This window comes from Thiocapsa imhoffii (assembly GCF_016583985.1).
Classification (GTDB): Bacteria; Pseudomonadota; Gammaproteobacteria; order Chromatiales; family Chromatiaceae; genus Thiocapsa; species Thiocapsa imhoffii.
Genome location: NZ_NRSD01000006.1, coordinates 110,874 through 127,036, shown reverse-complemented (window position 1 = coordinate 127,036; position 16,163 = coordinate 110,874). Strand labels below are relative to the sequence as shown.

The window sequence follows — 16,163 nt, the reverse complement described above, 5'->3', positions numbered from 1 at the left end:
GTCGGGCCGGCGCCGAATGCGCCGGCCTATTCATGACATTCATCTCCCTCGTCCCGAATGGAACGGGTCAGCGCGCCGTATTCAGGATCATTTCATCTCATGACCGAAAGCTTTGCCGAACTCTTTGAACAAAGTCTGATCACCACCCAGCTGCAGCCGGGGACCATCGTTATCGGGACCGTGATCGAGATCACGTCCGACAATGTGGTGATCAACGCGGGCCTCAAGTCCGAGGGCGTCGTTCCACGAAACCAATTCATCGGCCCGGATGGGCAGCTCGAGGTGGCGGTCGGCGATGACGTCGAGGTTGCACTCGATGCCGTCGAGGATGGCTTCGGTGTCACGCGTCTGTCTCGCGAAAAGGCAAAGCGCTTCGCCGCATGGGACCATCTGGAAAAGGCCTTCGAGGCCGCCGATACGGTCAAGGGCATGATCAACGGCAAGGTCAAGGGCGGGTTCACCGTCGACCTGGGAACCGTGCGGGCCTTCTTGCCGGGATCATTGGTCGACGTGCGTCCGGTGCGTGATACCACCTACCTCGAAGGCAAGGAGCAGGAATTCAAGGTCATCAAGCTCGACCGCAAGCGGAACAACGTGGTGGTCTCGCGCCGCGCCGTGGTGGAGGAGGAGTACAGCGCCGAGCGCGAACAGCTCCTGAAGAATCTCGAGGAGGGTATGGAGGTCAAGGGGATCGTCAAGAACCTGACCGACTACGGCGCCTTCTTGGATCTGGGCGGCATCGATGGCCTGCTGCACATCACGGACATGGCTTGGCGTCGTGTCAAACATCCCTCCGAGGTGGTCGAGATCGGCGACGAGGTCACCGTCAAGGTGCTCAAGTTCGACCGTGAGCGGCAGCGTGTCTCGCTCGGTCTCAAGCAGATGGGCGAGGACCCCTGGGTCAACATCTCGCGTCGCTATCCCGAGAGCACCCGCGTCTTCGGTAAGGTCACCAACATCGCCGACTACGGCTGCTTCGTCGAGATCGAGGAGGGTGTCGAGGGTCTGGTCCATGTCTCCGAGATGGATTGGACCAACAAGAACATCCATCCGAGCAAGGTGGTCGCCCTCGGTGACGAGGTCGAGGTCATGGTGCTGGATATCGACGAGGAGCGGCGCCGCATCTCGCTCGGCATCAAGCAGTGCGCCATGAACCCCTGGGATGAGTTCGCCGCCACCCATAAGAAGGGCGACCATGTCTCCGGGAAGATCAAGTCGATCACCGACTTCGGCATCTTCATCGGACTCGATGGCGGCATCGATGGACTGGTGCATCTGTCCGACATCTCCTGGGATGAATCGGGCGAGCAGGCACTGCGTCGCTATAAGAAGGGCGATGAACTCGAAACCGTGGTGCTCTCCGTCGATCCCGAGCGGGAGCGGATCTCACTGGGTGTGAAGCAGTTGGACAAGGATCCCTTCTCCAGCTTCGTGGCCTTGCACGAGAAGGGCAGCGTGGTCACGGGAACCGTGATCGAGGTCGATCCGAAGGGCGCAACCATTGCTCTGGCCGATGGCGTCGAAGGTTACTTGCGTGCCTCCGAGATTTCCCGCGATCGCATCGAGGATGCGCGCTCGGTGCTCAAGCCCGGGGAAGAGGTCGAGGCCAAGTTCCTCGGCGTCGATCGCAAAAATCGGACTATTTCGCTGTCCATGAAGGCTAAGGACGTCGAAGAGGAGCAGGCCGCGATCAAGGGTTACTCTCGTGATGCGTCCACCGCGACCACGCTTGGTGATCTCCTCAAGGAGCAGATGGAAGAAGCACAACGCGGGAACTGATCCTGACGTGTTGGTTGTTGTGTGACGTCTGTCTATGAAACGGGGCCGCGGTGGTGGCCCCGCCTTGTTTCTCCTGGAGTCGATACCATGACGAAATCAGAGCTGATCGAGGTCCTGGCCGCGGCACAGGACCATCTCCCCTACAAGGATGTCGAGGAAGCCGTGCGCAAGATCCTGGAGCGGATGAGCAGTTCGCTGGCCACGGGGGAACGGATCGAAATCCGAGGTTTCGGCAGTTTCTCCTTGCACTATCGTCCGCCCCGTATCGGGCGTAACCCTAAGACAGGTGATGCTGTGGCCTTGGCCGGCAAACACGTCCCGCACTTCAAACCGGGCAAGGAGTTGCGCGATCGTGTCAATCACGCGTTCCAGAATGAGCGCGAGGACTTGGCGGACGATCCCATTCCGCTCGTCGCGTCCTCACGCTGATCCCGCCTCACTGATCAGATCGCATCGAGCGGACGCCGCCGGCACCCGCACCGCTCGGTCGGTCTCCAGGTGATTGAGCGGCCGCAGTCGCCACCCCCCACGGATCCACTCGCCTGTTCCCACACCGCGCTGCAACCGTGCGGTCGATCCGCTCTATCCTGACGCGGCCTTGTTTATCCCTCGCGGGACCATTCGGCTGATGGGTGCTGGATCATTGGCCCCGAGGGGGCGGGTGAGGGCGCGGTTGCCCGCAAAGACACAGGTGAAGGCCGTGCCTTCACCGACCTCGCTCCAGATCAGCAACCGGGCATCATGACGATTCATGATGTGCTTCACGATGGCGAGACCCAGCCCGGTTCCACCTGATTCGCGCGAGCGGGCTTTGTCCACGCGAAAGAAACGCTCGGTCAGTCGGGGGAGGAATTCCGGTTCGATCCCCTGGCCACGATCGCGGACACAGAGTTCGGGCCCATCGGGTGTGCGTTTCCAGGACACCCGGATTTCGGTTCCCTCCGGGGTGTGTTTGACCGCATTGAAGATCAGATTGGAGAAGGCGCTGCGCAATTCGGGTTGATTGCCGAACAGCAGCAGATCCTCGTCGATCTCGGTGACGAAATGATGGCGACCCTGGCTCAGGGCCTGGGCGTCTTGCAGCGTCAGTGTCAGCTCATCAGGGATGTCGATCGGTTCGAGCCGCTCCGGGCGCTCTTGCATCTCGAGACGGGAGAGGGTCAAGAGATCGTCGATGATGGAGGTCATCCGGCTGGCCTGATGCTGCATCAACGACAGGGGGCGACGGTGTGGGAGAGGGGTCGCGGGCGCCTCGACGAGATTCTCCAGGAAGCCGGCGATGACGGTGAGCGGGGTGCGCAGCTCATGGGAGACATTGGCGACAAAATCACGTCGGATCACGTTCAAATGGTAGATTTTAGTGATGTCGCGCGCGACCAGCAGACGTTGTCGCTTGCGCTCTCCGAATGGCGTGATCCGCAACGAGAGCATCAGGGCGCGATCGTGTGCCGGCGCGAAATCCATGGGCTTGTGATAGTCACCGGTGTCGATGAATTGCTTCAGGTCGGTGTCCGGCAGGATCGCGAGGATCGCCCGGCCATCGTCCGCGGGCCAGTGGATGTTCATCAGTTCAGCCGCGGCTGGATTGGCCCAGTCGATCCGATGTTGTTTGTCGAGGATCACCAATCCGTCTGGAACGGCATTGGCGGCCTCGCGAAAGCGCCGGGTGAAGCGAATCTGGCGCTTGCGTCCGCGTCGACCACGTTGCTGGTATTGCGCGATGGCGCGATAGATTTCGCCCCAGAGACCGCTCGGAAAGGGCGGGGCGAGGCGATGGTGGCGCTGGATGAGCAGGGTGAGATGCGCGAGGCGATAGAGATGGCGCAGCAGATAGGCCAAGATGAGGGCAAGCGCGAACCAAGATCCATGTGCGAACAGCAGTCCCAGCCCAATGGCCAAGCCAAGTGTGATCGCCAAGAGCGCGATTTCCTCGCGGAATGCGCCGTGCAAAGACCCGCCGCGGCTGTATGATTGACTGGCCAAGCCTGTCAGGTTTTGTCCGAGAAACGGTAGCCAACACCACGCACCGTCTGCAGCAGTCGGTCGTGACCAGACGGCTCCAGTGATTTGCGCAATCGCCGAACGTGCACATCCACCGTTCGTTCCTCGACGTACACCTGATCCCCCCACACGTGGTCGAGCAGTTGCGAACGACTGAAGGCGCGGTCGGCATGAGTCATGAAAAAGTGTAAGAGGCGATACTCGGTCGGTGCGATCTCGATGGGGCGGCCCGACGCGGTCACGCGATGACTGATATGGTCGATGCGCAGCCCCCCGATTTCGATGTCGTCGGCGAGATCATCGGGACGCGCCCGCCGCAACACCGCCTTGACACGGGCCACCAGCTCGCGCGGTGAGAAGGGCTTGGCGATGTAATCATCCGCGCCGGTCTCGAGCCCCTTGATGCGGTCATCCTCTTCACCACGCGCACTCACCATGATGATGGGCACGGTGCGAGTCTTGGGATTCTGCTTCAGTTGCTGAGCCAACTCGAGACCGGAGCGGCCCGGGAGCATCCAGTCGAGCAGGATCAGATCCGGGCTGTCGCTGCCCAGCAGGCGCCGGGCCTCATCGGCATGGCCTGCTTCGAGTACACGATGCCCCGCGCCTTCGAGCGCGAAACGAATGAGTTCACGGATGTCTGGCTCGTCATCGACAACGAGGATGGTCGTCATGGTTGTTTGCCCGTACCTCAGTGGATGGTCGGGGCCGCCCGATGCGCCACGACCGTTTCCGTTTGGCGCTATGTTATGGCCAACCGATGACAAACCGATGACCGTCACGGACGGGGCCGTTCGCGCACCCGATCCGTCAAGGCGCCGCTCAGCCGGGATACCGAATCCCGCGTTGTGCGAGCCAGTGCTGCAAGCGCGCGGTCTTCACCCCCAGGTCACAGGTTGGCGGCAGCCGCTCGAGATCATGGCCGTAGGCGATCAAGAGCTCGGTCTGCTCCTGGGGCTGGCGTGACGACCCATCACGTCGCACTGCTTCATCGTCGCTCGGGTCCCCGCTGGTTGGTCTCATGCCAGTTCCTTGCGCAGCATCTTTTCGACCTTCTTAAACCGCGCGCTCAAGCGGCTGTGATGAGCTTGATCGCGGCGGCTGATCAGGATGATGGCGAGGGTCGAGAAGAGTATTCCAGGGACGATCTCGTAGAGATCAAAGAGTCCGCCATCGAGTTGACGCCAGCCCAGAACGGTCAAACCGCCGATCGTGATCCCGGCGAGCGCACCCAGTCCAGTCATTCGCGGCCAGTAGAGTGACAGGACCAAAGCCGGTCCAAAGGCCGCACCGAAACCGGCCCAGGCATAGGCGACCAGGTCGAGCACCATGGCCTCGGGGTCCATGGCGAACCAAAAGGCCGCGGCGGCCACAATCAGGACGGAGAGGCGCCCGACGGCCACCAACTCACGTGTTCCAGCCTGGCGACGCAGCACCGTGCGATAGAGATCCTCGGTGAAGGTTGATGAGGAGACCAGGAGTTGTGAGTCCGCGGTGCTCATGATGGCCGCCAGGATCGCGGCCAGCAGGAAGCCGGCGACCAGCGGATGGAACAGCACATCAACCATCAGGATGAAGACCGTCTCGCGGGCCTCGGCTGTCAGCGGTTGTTCGATGATCAGGATGCCGGCCAGCCCCGTGAGCGTCGCGCCCGTGAGCGTGACGGCGACCCAGCTCACCGCGATCCAGCGGGCCAGCGGGACCTGACGTGCCGAGGCGATGGCTTGGAAGCGGGCGAGGATGTGAGGCTGACCGAAATAACCGAGACCCCAAGCCGCGAGCGAGAGGATGCCCAGGATGCCGAGCGCGGTCCCATCGGCCCGGGTGAAGGGGTCGAGGAGGTTGGGATTGCTTGCCTCGATCACCTCGAAGGCCAGCGTCGGGTCACCGACCTGGGAAAAGGCGATCCAGGGGACGATCACCAGGGCCAGCGCCATCAACACACCCTGGAGGACGTCGGTCCAAGAGACGGCCAAGAAGCCACCAACGGCCGTGTAGAGCATGATGGTGAGGGCCCCAATCGAGACCGCCCAGAGATAGGGAAGCCCGAAGACGGACTGGAACAGTTTTCCCCCAGCGACCAGCCCCGCGCTGGTGTAGAGCAGGAAGAAGAGCAGGATGAAGAACGCGGCGACCCCGCGCAACCAGCCGCCCTGATCCTCGAAGCGTCGCGCAAAATACTCTGGCAGGGTCAAGGCGTTGCCATAGGCCGCGCTGAAGACGCGCAGTCGTGCCGCAACCAGTCGCCAATTCGCCCAGGTTCCGAGTAACAGACCCACCGCCAGCCAGATCGACTCCAGTCCGGCGGCATAGGCGAACCCCGGTAGTCCGAGCAGCAGCCAGCCGCTCATGTCCGAGGCGCCCGCGCTCAGGGCGGCGACGCCGCTGCTGAGTCGCCGACCGCCGAGGATGAAATCCGACAGATCCTTGGTGCGCTGATAGGCGTACCAGCCGATCAGGCCGACCACCAGGAAATAGACCGCGAAGGTGAGGCTCAGGAGGATGGTATTCTGTGTCACGTTCGCTATCCGCTCGGGTCGTCGATTGGTCGTGTTGTCTTGGAAAACCCCGTCCAGGAGAAGTCCGGCTCGGTTCGCCAGTTTAGTGCCCGCGGGCTGTTCACTCCAAACCGAAACGATCGCGCGGGCATCGGCGATCAGAAGGCGACCGCGGCCTGACTGCCGTGCCGCGTGAAGCGGTCACGCCTGAGCGCCCGCCCGCCTGCTATGTGAGGAGCTTTGCCATGTCCACTGCCCGGATCCTGAAGCGTGAGCCCATCTTCGAGGGACGCGTGATCGAGGTTACCCGTGAGACCGTTTGTCTGCCATCGGAGCAGCCGCCGGGGCGCGAGGTCGATTTGGAGATCATCCGCCATCCCGGTGGTGCCGCTGTGGTCGCCTTGGACGACCAAGACCGGGTCTGTCTACTGCGCCAGTTCCGTCATGCCGCCGACGGATGGCTTTGGGAACTCCCGGCGGGAAAGCTCGACGCGGGCGAAACCCCGCTGGGGAGCGCGACGCGTGAGTTGGCCGAGGAGGCCGGCCTGCTCGCCGAACATTGGACGGACCTCGGGCGGATGCACAGCTCACCCGGCGTCTTCACCGAGATCGTCACCCTCTGGCTGGCACGGGGCTTGGTGCGCAAACCGCTCGCGCATGAGCCGGATGAGCTGATCGAGGTCCATTGGTTGTCACTTGCCCAGGCCCTCGACTGGTGTGATGACGGGACCATCACGGATGCGAAGACCTTGATCGGTCTCTACCGTGCCCGGGGTGTCATCGAAAACACGCTCGCGACCCTCTCGGAGAACGCGGGCTGTTGAGGCGTGGGCAACCTCGGCCGGCGCACTCGCCCTCCACCGGCTCCGGCCCGGAGCCATCTAGGGTCCGGCTGACAATCAGCACCGACGCGCCCCCCTTCAGAGCGGGCGTCTCGCGCACGGCACGGCAGCGGCGAGCGCGGCGAACCCAAGGAGGACCGCGACCAGCAAGGGTCCGAATGGCTGATCGAGCCGCAGTGCCAGCAGGTAGGCGAGCAGATAGCCTCCGCAACCGCACAAGGCGCAGAGCGCGAGCGTCCAGCGCCATCCGGGGGCGACCCGAAAGGCGATCCAGGCTGGGACCAGAACCAAGGCAAAGGCGCCCATGAGCCCGATGGTCGCGGTCCCGATCGCCATGGCGAGCGCGGCGAGTAAATCGAAACGCAGGTGCCAACGGTGTCGCGGCAGGCGGTTCGCCAGCTCGTGCGTGGGAAAGAGGCGGGCACGGATGAGGGCTGGCATCAGGCGCGGCAGCATGATCAGCGTGATCACCGCCAGTAGCGCGGCGGCGGCGACCTCGAGGAGGCCGGCGAAATAGAGTTGGCCTTCGATCAGGGCGTGGCCGAGTGCCGCACCCAGGGTCGTATTGGCCGCGATCAGGCCGAGTGCCGACCAGCCGAGCAGGACCATGAAGCCGTAGACCAGGTTGCCACGCGCCTGGGTCAAAAACTTGAAGGCACCCCCGGCAACCGCTCCGAGGAGGCCGCCGAGGACGGCCGGGATCCCAATCGCGAGACCCAGCAGCGCGCTTGCGGCCGCCAGGTGCGCGAGTCCGAAGGCGGCCAGCCACTCTTCCCGCAGCATCAGCAGTGCACCGATGAGGGGCAGGGAGAGGGCGATGAGGACGCCGGTGATCAGCGGGAGCCGAAACAAGGGGTCGAACAGCAGCGCTAGCATCCGGTGATCTCGATAACGCGGGAGCAGACCCGTTCAAGGAAGGCGCGCGTATGGCTGACAACCAGGACTGCGCGCCGCGCTCGGGTCGCCCTCACCGCAACACCCGGCGCGGCTCGCCCGGGGGCCAGCATCTCTACCAACAGGGTTTCGCGCTCGGGGTCGAGATTGTTCGTCGGTTCATCGAGCAGCACGAGCTCGGCGTGACCGGCGAGCGCCGCCCAGACGCAGAGGAGCTGGTACTCACCTCCGCTGAGGCGATCGATGCGCCGGCGCAGTCCCCGCTGCAAGGCGGCCGGCATCCCTGTACTGGAGGCGTCGGCGTAGCGGAGGAACTCGGCTCCGGTGAGTGGCAGCGTGGCGAGGCGAACCGGGTGCTGTGCTTGATAGGCCAACGTCAGTGCGGGGGCACGGCGGATACGACCGGAGAGGATGTCGGCCTGCTCGGCGATGGCGTTGAGCAGAGTCGATTTCCCACTGCCGTTCGCCCCCCACAGTCCGACCACCTCGCCGGGTTCAAGCGTCAGGGAGACGGGGCCGACGACCGGCTTGCCGTAGCCGGCGACCAGCTCCTCGACCCGCAGCAGGGCGGGCGTCACTGGGGCTGCGACAAGGCCAGAACCCAACGATCGATGTGGTCGAGATAATCCGATCCCGCGGCGTTCATGGGGGGTTCCAGGGTGAGACTGACGGCCTCCCAGCCGAGTTCACGAGCCAGTCGGTTTGGCGCTTGCACCGATTGATAGGGCGCATAGATGATGATCCCCGAGCGTCCTTGCAGTTGATCTTGCAAGGCCTTCACGTGACGCGCGGTCGGTGGCACGCCCGGAATTTCCTCCAGGGTCCCCAGCAAGGGGACATTGAAACGATCGAGGAGATAGACGGCATCACGATGATAGAGCACCGCGCCGGGCGCACCGGCAAGTTGCTCCTGCCAAATGGGCATGCGTTGTGCCACCGCCAGCGCGAAATGCTCAGCATTCGCCTGATAGGTGTCGGCACCCGCTGGATCCAGTCTGGCGAGTTGCGCGGCGAGCGCCTGGGCAATCTGGACCATGCGCTCGGGATCCATATTGACATGGGGGTTCCCGACGGGGTGGACATCCCCCTGCGCGCGATCGGCCGGGGCGCCGACGTCCAGCAGGTCGACCTGCGCGGCGGCTTCGAAATAACCGGGCTGGCCAGGCAGGACGCGTGGATTCGCGGCGCTGCCGATCGCCATGGGGAGCCAGCCGATTTCCAGCTCCGCGCCGATCGCGACCACCAGATCGGCATCGCGTAGCGCCCTGATCATGGTCGGCTTGGCTTGCAGCATGTGCAGGTCCCGATCCGGTGACGCAAGCACGGTGACACGGGTGCGATCCGCGCCGATGCTGCGCGCGAGGGCGCCCATGCTGGGACTGGTGGCCACCACCTCGAGCGGTGCGGCGAACGAACCCCATGCGGTGAGGGTCAGGAGGGCTGCGAGGACTCCAATTGAGAAGGATCTGATCGTCATACATCTCACTCCGTTTGTGATCGTCATCCGAGTGGTGCGTGCCGGCGCGCACGGGACTGCGGGTGCGCCGGACCCATCGGCCCGGCCTCGTCAGAAGGCATGTGCTCCATGTGAGCCGAGAGCCATGACGAACTGAAGATAGAAGGCGTCGAAGCGCTCCCGCTCACCTGGGCTCTCGAGGATGTTGTTGTAGGCGTATTGGGCGCGCAGCCTTGAGAATTCGGTCAGGTTCCAGGTGACATCGAAGGTCCAGCGGTCCGATGAGCCGAAACTGTCGTTGCGTCCACCACTGATCTTGTTGGTAAGACCGAGCACGTCATAGCGCAGCCCCGTCGTCCAACGCGGTGCGAAACCGTAGACCGCCTGAGCATAGAGACCATCGGTGGTGAAGGTTCGATTCGATCCAATGGCCTCGGGATGCGCACTTGAACGCACTGTCAGGTCTTTGATTGATCTCAGGTATTCAGTTTGGAAGAGGAGGTTTCGATGGCCGTATGCGCCGCCGCCATCGTATTTGTAGACGAGGTCGACACCCCACAACGAGGCATCGCCGGCGAGTCCGTTGCGATGGACGACGACCCTGTGAGAATGGTCGTGTCCGTGTCCGTGTCCGTGTCCGTGTCCGTGTCCATGGTCATGATCGTGGTCGTGGTGATCATCATGGCGGTGTTGATGCGTGTGCTCATGCACCTCTTGATGCTGCGTGTTGTGCGCATAGGAGAGACCGAACTGAAGGGCATGATGGGTGGGAAGATTGGGTGAGACCTTGGCGAACGCGGTCCAGAGACGGGGGCCATCTGTTGTGCGGCCGAGTCCCAACTCGGTCTGCTCACCGCCGTCCAAGGTCGTGCCAAAGATCTCCTGATTGCCTTGAAAGGCTTCAACGCCGAGCAGGGTATAGACCGGGAGCTTCGGCAGCCAGGTGATCTGCAGACCGGTATCCAACAAGCCATGGTCGCCGAGGAGATTCAAATAGGGCAGGTTCTGATCGGCGAAGTCCCACTGATGGGGATGTTGTTTGTTGATATAGCCGAAATCACTGAGGAACTTTCCACCCTTCACCCGCAAGCCGGCCGGTAGGGCGCGGGTTTGAAAGTAGGCTTCCTCCAGCTCGACGCCGCCATCGCCGTCCACGGCGAGGAACAGCGCGGCGTCGAAATAGGGGTCGACCGTTCCGGTCAGCGCAATCTCTGCTTCGGTGAAATTGAAGCCGTTCACCGGGGCGCCATGACTGTGACCACCGTGATCATGGCCATGTCCATGATCGTGTCCGTGATCGCCGAAGACCCGCGAGGGTTGGAACGCCCGTCCCACCAAGCTCCCCCCCTCGCCGCCGATGGTGTCGTGATAATAGTTTCCGTCGAGGAAGACCGAGATCTGGGGATTGAAGGCCGTCCCGGAGGTCAGGGCGCCCAACACGGTCTTGGGTGACTGCGCTTCGCTGGGTTCGACCACGGTGGGCGCGGTCATGGGGCGGGATTCGATGGCCGCGGTCCGTGCAGCCGTTTCGGCACGGGCCGCGGCCGCCTCGGAACGCTGGGCGGATTGATGAGCTTCTTGCTCAGCTTTGGAGAGGCGCGATTCGAGTTCCTGGATGCGACGTTCGTACTGTGTCTTCATCTCATCGATGAGCGACCGTAGCTCGCGGATCTCATGCTCCGTTGAGGGCAATGCAGCAACGGGCGTCATCAAGGCCGTGGCGATGGCGATCCGTGCAAGTGGTCTTGGCATGGGTTGAACTCCGAAAAAGCGGGCGAGTGTTCATGCGCTGTCGTGAGCGCGACCTGGATTCCTGCTCTCAGTATCGCTAAATAATGTAATATCATTACATCTTCTCTTGCAACCGACATCCCGCGGATCGAAGCGCCGCGGCCGCATCCCAGGGGTTGGCGTACTGAGTGCGGTTCGCCCCCTGAAGACCTGTCGGCGATCCTGACACGGGACAGGCCGAGACTCCGTTAGTGGACGCCTCGGCATTGCAGAATCAGCGTCCTGTCATCACAGTCCAATTTGGTCACTAAAAGGCGATCGCAGCGTCCCGGTTCGCACCGAGCGCGATGGACCGTTGCCATCCATGCGCGTGGATCCGGTTGGTGGAGACATGGTCGGGCCAAGCTGAACGCTCTGTGGCATGATTGCAGGTGCCGTGAGAGATGGCGGATCACCGAACCGGCTCGCGTTCGTGCCGAGCCGGTGGTCTCCTGGTGTGCGGTCGCGTGCGGGTGGCGCTGTTCACCGGGTCGACTGCTGCGGATGCCCCTAGGATGGAATGGACAGATGCCGCTCTCGGTGATGAATCGGACGATGCACTGGCACACTGGCACACTGGCGACCGGTGCGGTACAGCATGGGATGGAGCGAGGCGGTTGAATGCGTGATGAACGGTTTGACGACTGTCTCTGGGTTTCGAGGCTGCAAGTAAGAGGGGAGGGCAAGCCCAATGGCTGAAGAGCTGAATTCCAACTATGTTCCGAGCCCCGATGAGGAGTACATGAACGACCAGCAACTGGCCTATTTTCGCGCCAAGTTGCTCAACTGGCGCGACAGTCTCCTGGAGGAGGCGCAGGGCACGCTCGCGGGGTTACGGGACAGTGCCCATCATGAGGTGGGTGACGACGTTGATCGGGCGACCCGCGAGGCGGATCAGGCCCTTGAGCTGCGCACGCGTGACCGGTGCCGCAAGCTGGTTCACAAGATCGATCAAGCGCTCAAACGGATCGACGACGGCAGCTACGGCTACTGCGAAGAAACTGGAGAGCCGATCGGCCTGGCGCGGCTTGAGGCACGTCCGGTTGCGACACTCTCGGTCGAAGCGCAGGAACGACGTGAAATCAAGGAACGGCAACAGCTCAGCGGGGCGGTCTGAGGCCTCATCGACGGGCTATGACGTCACCCATCAGGCGCGGCCTGGACCGATATTCAGGCCGACCGAGATGCGCGTGGCGGCGCTGCGGTTCGCTGCGACGCCGTGCGCAAGACTCGGTGGAAAGAAGAGCAGGGTGCCGGCGCGCGGCGCGATCCGCATGCTGGCCGTCTCGTCCTGAATGAGGAGATCACCCGAGTCGGGTGGTGCGACCACATAGTAGACGCCGGAGAGCAACTCATCGCTCTCGTCATGGGTGTGGGTGGAGGTGGCATCGCCGGGTGCCATGATGTTCAGCCAAAAACCAAACCTGAGTTGCTCGGGCGGACGCTCAAGGATGGCGCCAGCGAGGCGCAGGGACTGCTCGAGCAGGATGGCGAGTTCTGGAATGCGGTCGCGGTCGAGATAGAGGTTCTCGAAGCGGCCGCCGACGAAATGGCTGCGCTCGGTGAAATCACCGTCTCTCAAGCGACACACCCTGGCGTGAATCCGGGCATTGAGTCGCGCTGCGTCGGACAGCCGGCACCGGTATAGGATGGTGCTGCCACAGTGCAGGCGCTCGATGTCAGGCCTGGGACTGGATGGTGTCGCGGCAGTCACCATGAGGGCGCGTCCCGGGTCGGCCGCTGTGCAACTCAGCGGTTCGCGGAGGAGGTGCTGTCCTCCCCATCCGGCCAGGGCCGGATGGGCACGGCCGTAATGCTGTTCTTCGGTGATCCTTCGATCACCCGGTCGCTGTAGCTCATGTAGACCAGTGTGTGACGGGGGGCATCATAGAGGCGGACCACCTGTAGCGTCTTGAACAGGACCGAGGTTCGCTTCTTGAACACCTCGTCGCCGTTGCGCTTGCCGTTGCGGATCTCCTCCGCGAGCTCGATGGGGCCGATCTGAACACAGTGGATCGCGGAGTCCGAGGTGTCCTCCGCGATCCCGACGGCACCGGACACCCCTCCGGTTTTTGCTCGACTCAGATAGCAGGCAACGCCGGGAATGTCGTCATCCTCGAAGACCTCGATCACGATCTGATCGTTGGGTCCGAGCCATTTGAACTTGGTCGAGAAACTGCCGATGACCTCGGCCGAGAGCAACCCGGCGAAGCCGATCGAGCCGATCAGCAGGATCAGGACGGCGACCGAGCTACGGGATTGGCGCGGCCGCATCGCAGTGGTCTCCGCGCGGCGGGCGCCGCGGGTCAGGGTGGGCGCCGACTCCTGGCGCAGACGCAGTCGGTGGCGTGACGGTCGCGGATCAGACATCGCTCGATCTCATGGTGGGTCGCTGAGGGATCTCGGCAAGCGGTGGGGATCGTCTCACATGATGTGACGAAATCGTCGCTCGCATTCACTGCGGCTGCGGGTGAGCGCGTCTTCGATCGAGACCCCGAGAAACCAGTTCCCAGTGATCCCGAGCGGCGTGCCGGCAAGTGCCGCATCGAGTTGCGCGATGCGCGTGCCGTGACCGCGTTTCAGCGCCGGGAGTCGATTGGTCACGCGCGCCTGCGCGACGATGTGTCGTGGAGTGGTTCCCAAGGCCAGACAGGCACGCTCGATCCGCGCCTCTTCGTTCAAGGCCCCCGGACGGAAGTGGAATGCAAAACCACGGTAGCGGGGATCGGGGAGGAAATCACGTGACACGGCGGAGTAAAAGGCATCCTCGACGGCGATCAAACCGGCGATCGGTTTCACGCCGATCTCCCCGTTGCGAAACACCAGGACCAGGGTCTCGATCGGCGCGACCCCAATATCGGCAATGGCGGCGCGGGCCTCCTCGAATCCCTCCGGGATCAGTGCGTGGGCGACATCCGGCGGCACCGCCAGGGTGAGATGGTTGCAGGCGAGGGTCTGCTCAGCGAGTTGGAGTTGAAAGCCCTGGTCGGCGCGCCTGATCTCGCTGACGCGCTGCCCAGTGCGCACTTCGATCTCTGGTTGTGCCGCGATGGCCTGTGGAATCGCCGAGAGGCCCTCGGCGAAGGTGAAGGCCTTGATCACATCCTTGCGTCGCGGCTTGCGGCGGAACAGGGCCTCGGCGGGATAGTCGTCGGCCGGTTGGCAGATCACGGCCTGAAAGGCATGTCGGAGCAGATCCTGGTAGTTCCGCTGCCCCAGCACCTCGCTGTAATAGTCGGCGACGCTGCGCCCGTCCTTGCGGGCGCGAAAGATCCTTGGAATGGAGCGCGCGGCCTCCCAGAGATGCAGCGCCGAGCGGATGGACTCGCGCTGTCCCTGCCGCCAAAGCAGATAACCGACCTTCTGCTTGGCTTGGACGCGTGATGTTAAACCGAGATCGTCGAGGATCGATAAGAGGTTACCGTAACTGTTGAAACAGGTGTGACCGCCTGCCTCGGTCCAAAACGACCCGAGTTCGGGGAAGTGGTAGCTGTTCAGACAGCCCCCGATGCGATCGGATGCCTCGAGGACGAGTGTTCGATGCCCGGCTCGGCGCGCGAAATGGGCGGCACCGAGGCCGCTGATGCCAGCCCCGATAACGATATGATCAAAGTCGGTGCTCATGCTGTGTCCTGGGGTTGACGTCTCAGTCGTCCGGTCGTCCGCGCTTGCCCACAGGCTCCATCTCGGCGAGCGTCAGGTGAGTGAGGTCTGGAATCGGAATGGGTGTCGGCGGCGGTTCGCAATCCGCGAGTGTCCAGTTTTGCCCTTCCACGAGACTCAGTTCGCTCGTATCGAAGAGATCAATATTAACCGTCCGTGGTGCTTCGAGAAAGTCGTCTGAGTCGGCGAGGGCGAGGGTGGTGGGGCGATCACTGGCAACTGGCTGCCGATCCGCGTGTGCCGCGTTGGGTCTGGGCTGCAGCGGCGCGGCCGGTCGCGCGGTGACGATCAACCGGGCACCGGCGCGGTGAAAGAGTTCCTGATAGCGGGCACGGGTGCTGGCGTCGACATCCCGCTTTACGACGACCGGATGGCCATCGAACAGACGCTCGATCCCAGCGGGGTCGAGTTTGAATGCCGCGGCAAGCCGTGCGCGAACCGCGAGCGGATCCGCTTCGGGTAGAACCTCACCACGATAGGTGAGATCGAAACGCGCCTCCTCCATGCGACCCCCCCATGCTCCGAGTGGTGAACCCTGACCGATCGGTTGCGACGCCCGGCTCTGGCGCTGACGCCCCAGCGCCGGGCTGCTGGCTCAGTGCGGTCGCTTAGAGTGGCTTGCTGAGCGAGAAGGCACCGCGCACATCGCCGAGACTATAGCCACGTGCCATGTCTTCAGGATAGCGCTCATCGATCGCCTCGACGAGCTCGGGCGTGAGATCGCTGCCATGGCAAAGGATGCAGACCTCGGCGGTGGGAATCGCCTTCATGAACCGAAAGGTCTCCCCGTCAGGCGTTTCCACGACCTCGGCGAAGGCCATGGGTTGCACATCCTCACCCGCGGCCCGGCGGGCGTCGAACTCAACCAGGACCTGCTCCTCCCAAGCGTCCGGCACATGATTCGGGTTGCGGGGTTTGAGGCTGGTCCGTGCGACCTGCCAACCCGTGCGCTCGGACAATTCAGCGGCGATGGCGGGCGCCCGCTCCTGGCAGACCGCGATGGCGTTGGTCGGCCCACCCGCTTGCATCGCGCCTTGCAGCTCGCCCTGCAGGGTCGTCGCGAACTCCTGAACGATCACCTTCGCCTCTTCCGCATGGGGGTTCGCCGGAGCTTCGGCGCTCACGACACCGGTGGCCAGGATCGTGGTCAGCGCGGCGGATCCAATCATCATCACCTTCATGATCTTCCTCTCTTCAGTCACGGTTGGTTGAGTGCGTTTCGCCGGACCGGCGAGACGTGCGGTCACGAGCCCGGAGGCT

Annotated in this window: 17 protein-coding genes; 4 read left to right on the top strand and 13 right to left on the bottom strand. The window is 63.3% G+C overall.

Annotated elements, in window-relative coordinates:
- Nucleotides 1-99 precede the first annotated feature (99 nt).
- Together rpsA and ihfB are read left to right on the top strand one after the other, a co-directional pair.
- The gene (gene rpsA, locus CKO25_RS08235; protein ID WP_200387439.1) at nt 100-1,779 is read left to right on the top strand and encodes a 30S ribosomal protein S1; all 1,680 of its coding nucleotides are present in this window, start codon (nt 100-102) and stop codon (nt 1,777-1,779) included.
- A gap of 87 nt (nt 1,780-1,866) precedes the next feature.
- Nucleotides 1,867-2,208 carry an integration host factor subunit beta gene (gene ihfB, locus CKO25_RS08230; RefSeq protein ID WP_200387438.1) on the top strand — a complete coding sequence of 114 codons (342 nt, stop codon included), beginning with the start codon at nt 1,867-1,869 and terminating at the stop codon, nt 2,206-2,208.
- Nucleotides 2,209-2,361: 153 nt separating this feature from the next.
- Here ihfB and phoR read toward each other — a convergent pair whose 3' ends face one another.
- The 4 genes from phoR to putP form a co-directional block, all read right to left on the bottom strand.
- Nucleotides 2,362-3,729, bottom strand: coding sequence for a phosphate regulon sensor histidine kinase PhoR (gene phoR, locus CKO25_RS08225; RefSeq protein ID WP_200387522.1), 1,368 nt, complete (start codon nt 3,727-3,729; stop codon nt 2,362-2,364).
- A gap of 38 nt (nt 3,730-3,767) precedes the next feature.
- Nucleotides 3,768-4,454: a phosphate regulon transcriptional regulator PhoB gene (phoB, locus tag CKO25_RS08220; RefSeq protein ID WP_200387437.1), complete on the bottom strand. Its 687-nt coding sequence runs from the start codon at nt 4,452-4,454 to the stop codon at nt 3,768-3,770.
- Between the two features lie 148 nt (nt 4,455-4,602).
- Nucleotides 4,603-4,803, bottom strand: a complete 201-nt coding sequence (locus tag CKO25_RS08215) for a hypothetical protein (protein ID WP_200387436.1) — start codon at nt 4,801-4,803, stop codon at nt 4,603-4,605.
- Nucleotides 4,800-6,299, bottom strand: a complete 1,500-nt coding sequence (gene putP / locus CKO25_RS08210) for a sodium/proline symporter PutP (RefSeq protein WP_200387435.1) — start codon at nt 6,297-6,299, stop codon at nt 4,800-4,802. The genes CKO25_RS08215 and putP overlap by 4 nt, the downstream gene beginning before the upstream one ends.
- A 224-nt stretch (nt 6,300-6,523) precedes the next feature.
- Here putP and CKO25_RS08205 point away from each other — a divergent pair, with 224 nt between their 5' ends.
- The gene (locus tag CKO25_RS08205) at nt 6,524-7,102 is read left to right on the top strand and encodes an NUDIX hydrolase (RefSeq protein WP_200387434.1); all 579 of its coding nucleotides are present in this window, start codon (nt 6,524-6,526) and stop codon (nt 7,100-7,102) included.
- 96 nt (nt 7,103-7,198) lie between these two features.
- Here the strand turns inward: CKO25_RS08205 and CKO25_RS08200 are convergent, their stop codons facing one another.
- The 4 genes from CKO25_RS08200 to CKO25_RS08185 all read right to left on the bottom strand — a co-directional run bounded on the left by CKO25_RS08200 (nt 7,199) and on the right by CKO25_RS08185 (nt 11,222).
- Nucleotides 7,199-7,996 (bottom strand): metal ABC transporter permease, encoded by a 798-nt coding sequence (locus CKO25_RS08200; RefSeq protein ID WP_200387433.1) that lies wholly within the window; start codon nt 7,994-7,996, stop codon nt 7,199-7,201.
- Nucleotides 7,990-8,592: an ATP-binding cassette domain-containing protein gene (locus CKO25_RS08195; protein ID WP_200387432.1), complete on the bottom strand. Its 603-nt coding sequence runs from the start codon at nt 8,590-8,592 to the stop codon at nt 7,990-7,992. The genes CKO25_RS08200 and CKO25_RS08195 overlap by 7 nt, the downstream gene beginning before the upstream one ends.
- Complete coding sequence (locus CKO25_RS08190) at nt 8,589-9,491, bottom strand: metal ABC transporter substrate-binding protein (protein ID WP_200387431.1); 903 nt, start codon at nt 9,489-9,491, stop codon at nt 8,589-8,591. Before CKO25_RS08190 ends, CKO25_RS08195 begins: the two co-directional genes overlap by 4 nt.
- Before the next feature lie 90 nt (nt 9,492-9,581).
- Complete coding sequence (locus tag CKO25_RS08185) at nt 9,582-11,222, bottom strand: TonB-dependent receptor (RefSeq protein WP_200387430.1); 1,641 nt, start codon at nt 11,220-11,222, stop codon at nt 9,582-9,584.
- A 709-nt stretch (nt 11,223-11,931) separates the two neighbouring features.
- Between CKO25_RS08185 and dksA the strand changes: the two genes are divergently transcribed.
- The gene (gene dksA / locus CKO25_RS08180) at nt 11,932-12,357 is read left to right on the top strand and encodes an RNA polymerase-binding protein DksA (protein ID WP_200387429.1); all 426 of its coding nucleotides are present in this window, start codon (nt 11,932-11,934) and stop codon (nt 12,355-12,357) included.
- A gap of 30 nt (nt 12,358-12,387) precedes the next feature.
- Here dksA and CKO25_RS08175 read toward each other — a convergent pair whose 3' ends face one another.
- From CKO25_RS08175 to CKO25_RS08155, 5 genes are all read right to left on the bottom strand, one after another.
- Nucleotides 12,388-12,831 (bottom strand): putative 2OG-Fe(II) oxygenase, encoded by a 444-nt coding sequence (locus CKO25_RS08175; protein ID WP_200387428.1) that lies wholly within the window; start codon nt 12,829-12,831, stop codon nt 12,388-12,390.
- 158 nt (nt 12,832-12,989) lie between these two features.
- The gene (locus CKO25_RS08170; RefSeq protein WP_242467496.1) at nt 12,990-13,610 is read right to left on the bottom strand and encodes a CreA family protein; all 621 of its coding nucleotides are present in this window, start codon (nt 13,608-13,610) and stop codon (nt 12,990-12,992) included.
- 54 nt (nt 13,611-13,664) lie between these two features.
- On the bottom strand, nt 13,665-14,864 hold the full coding sequence (locus tag CKO25_RS08165; protein WP_200387427.1) for a protoporphyrinogen/coproporphyrinogen oxidase: 1,200 nt from the start codon (nt 14,862-14,864) through the stop codon (nt 13,665-13,667).
- A gap of 22 nt (nt 14,865-14,886) precedes the next feature.
- Complete coding sequence (locus CKO25_RS08160; RefSeq protein ID WP_200387426.1) at nt 14,887-15,408, bottom strand: hypothetical protein; 522 nt, start codon at nt 15,406-15,408, stop codon at nt 14,887-14,889.
- A gap of 103 nt (nt 15,409-15,511) precedes the next feature.
- On the bottom strand, nt 15,512-16,084 hold the full coding sequence (locus CKO25_RS08155; RefSeq protein ID WP_200387425.1) for a Tll0287-like domain-containing protein: 573 nt from the start codon (nt 16,082-16,084) through the stop codon (nt 15,512-15,514).
- Nucleotides 16,085-16,163 lie beyond the last annotated feature (79 nt).

Coding starts and splice junctions, on each gene's coding strand:
- rpsA (WP_200387439.1), top strand. CDS start 100: ATGACCGAAAGCTTTGCCGAACTCTTTGAACAAAGTCTGATCACCACC.
- ihfB (WP_200387438.1), top strand. CDS start 1,867: ATGACGAAATCAGAGCTGATCGAGGTCCTGGCCGCGGCACAGGACCAT.
- phoB (WP_200387437.1), bottom strand. CDS start 4,454: ATGACGACCATCCTCGTTGTCGATGACGAGCCAGACATCCGTGAACTC.
- CKO25_RS08215 (WP_200387436.1), bottom strand. CDS start 4,803: ATGAGACCAACCAGCGGGGACCCGAGCGACGATGAAGCAGTGCGACGT.
- CKO25_RS08205 (WP_200387434.1), top strand. CDS start 6,524: ATGTCCACTGCCCGGATCCTGAAGCGTGAGCCCATCTTCGAGGGACGC.
- CKO25_RS08200 (WP_200387433.1), bottom strand. CDS start 7,996: ATGCTAGCGCTGCTGTTCGACCCCTTGTTTCGGCTCCCGCTGATCACC.
- CKO25_RS08190 (WP_200387431.1), bottom strand. CDS start 9,491: ATGACGATCAGATCCTTCTCAATTGGAGTCCTCGCAGCCCTCCTGACC.
- CKO25_RS08185 (WP_200387430.1), bottom strand. CDS start 11,222: ATGCCAAGACCACTTGCACGGATCGCCATCGCCACGGCCTTGATGACG.
- dksA (WP_200387429.1), top strand. CDS start 11,932: ATGGCTGAAGAGCTGAATTCCAACTATGTTCCGAGCCCCGATGAGGAG.
- CKO25_RS08170 (WP_242467496.1), bottom strand. CDS start 13,610: ATGTCTGATCCGCGACCGTCACGCCACCGACTGCGTCTGCGCCAGGAG.
- CKO25_RS08165 (WP_200387427.1), bottom strand. CDS start 14,864: ATGAGCACCGACTTTGATCATATCGTTATCGGGGCTGGCATCAGCGGC.
- CKO25_RS08160 (WP_200387426.1), bottom strand. CDS start 15,408: ATGGAGGAGGCGCGTTTCGATCTCACCTATCGTGGTGAGGTTCTACCC.
- CKO25_RS08155 (WP_200387425.1), bottom strand. CDS start 16,084: ATGAAGGTGATGATGATTGGATCCGCCGCGCTGACCACGATCCTGGCC.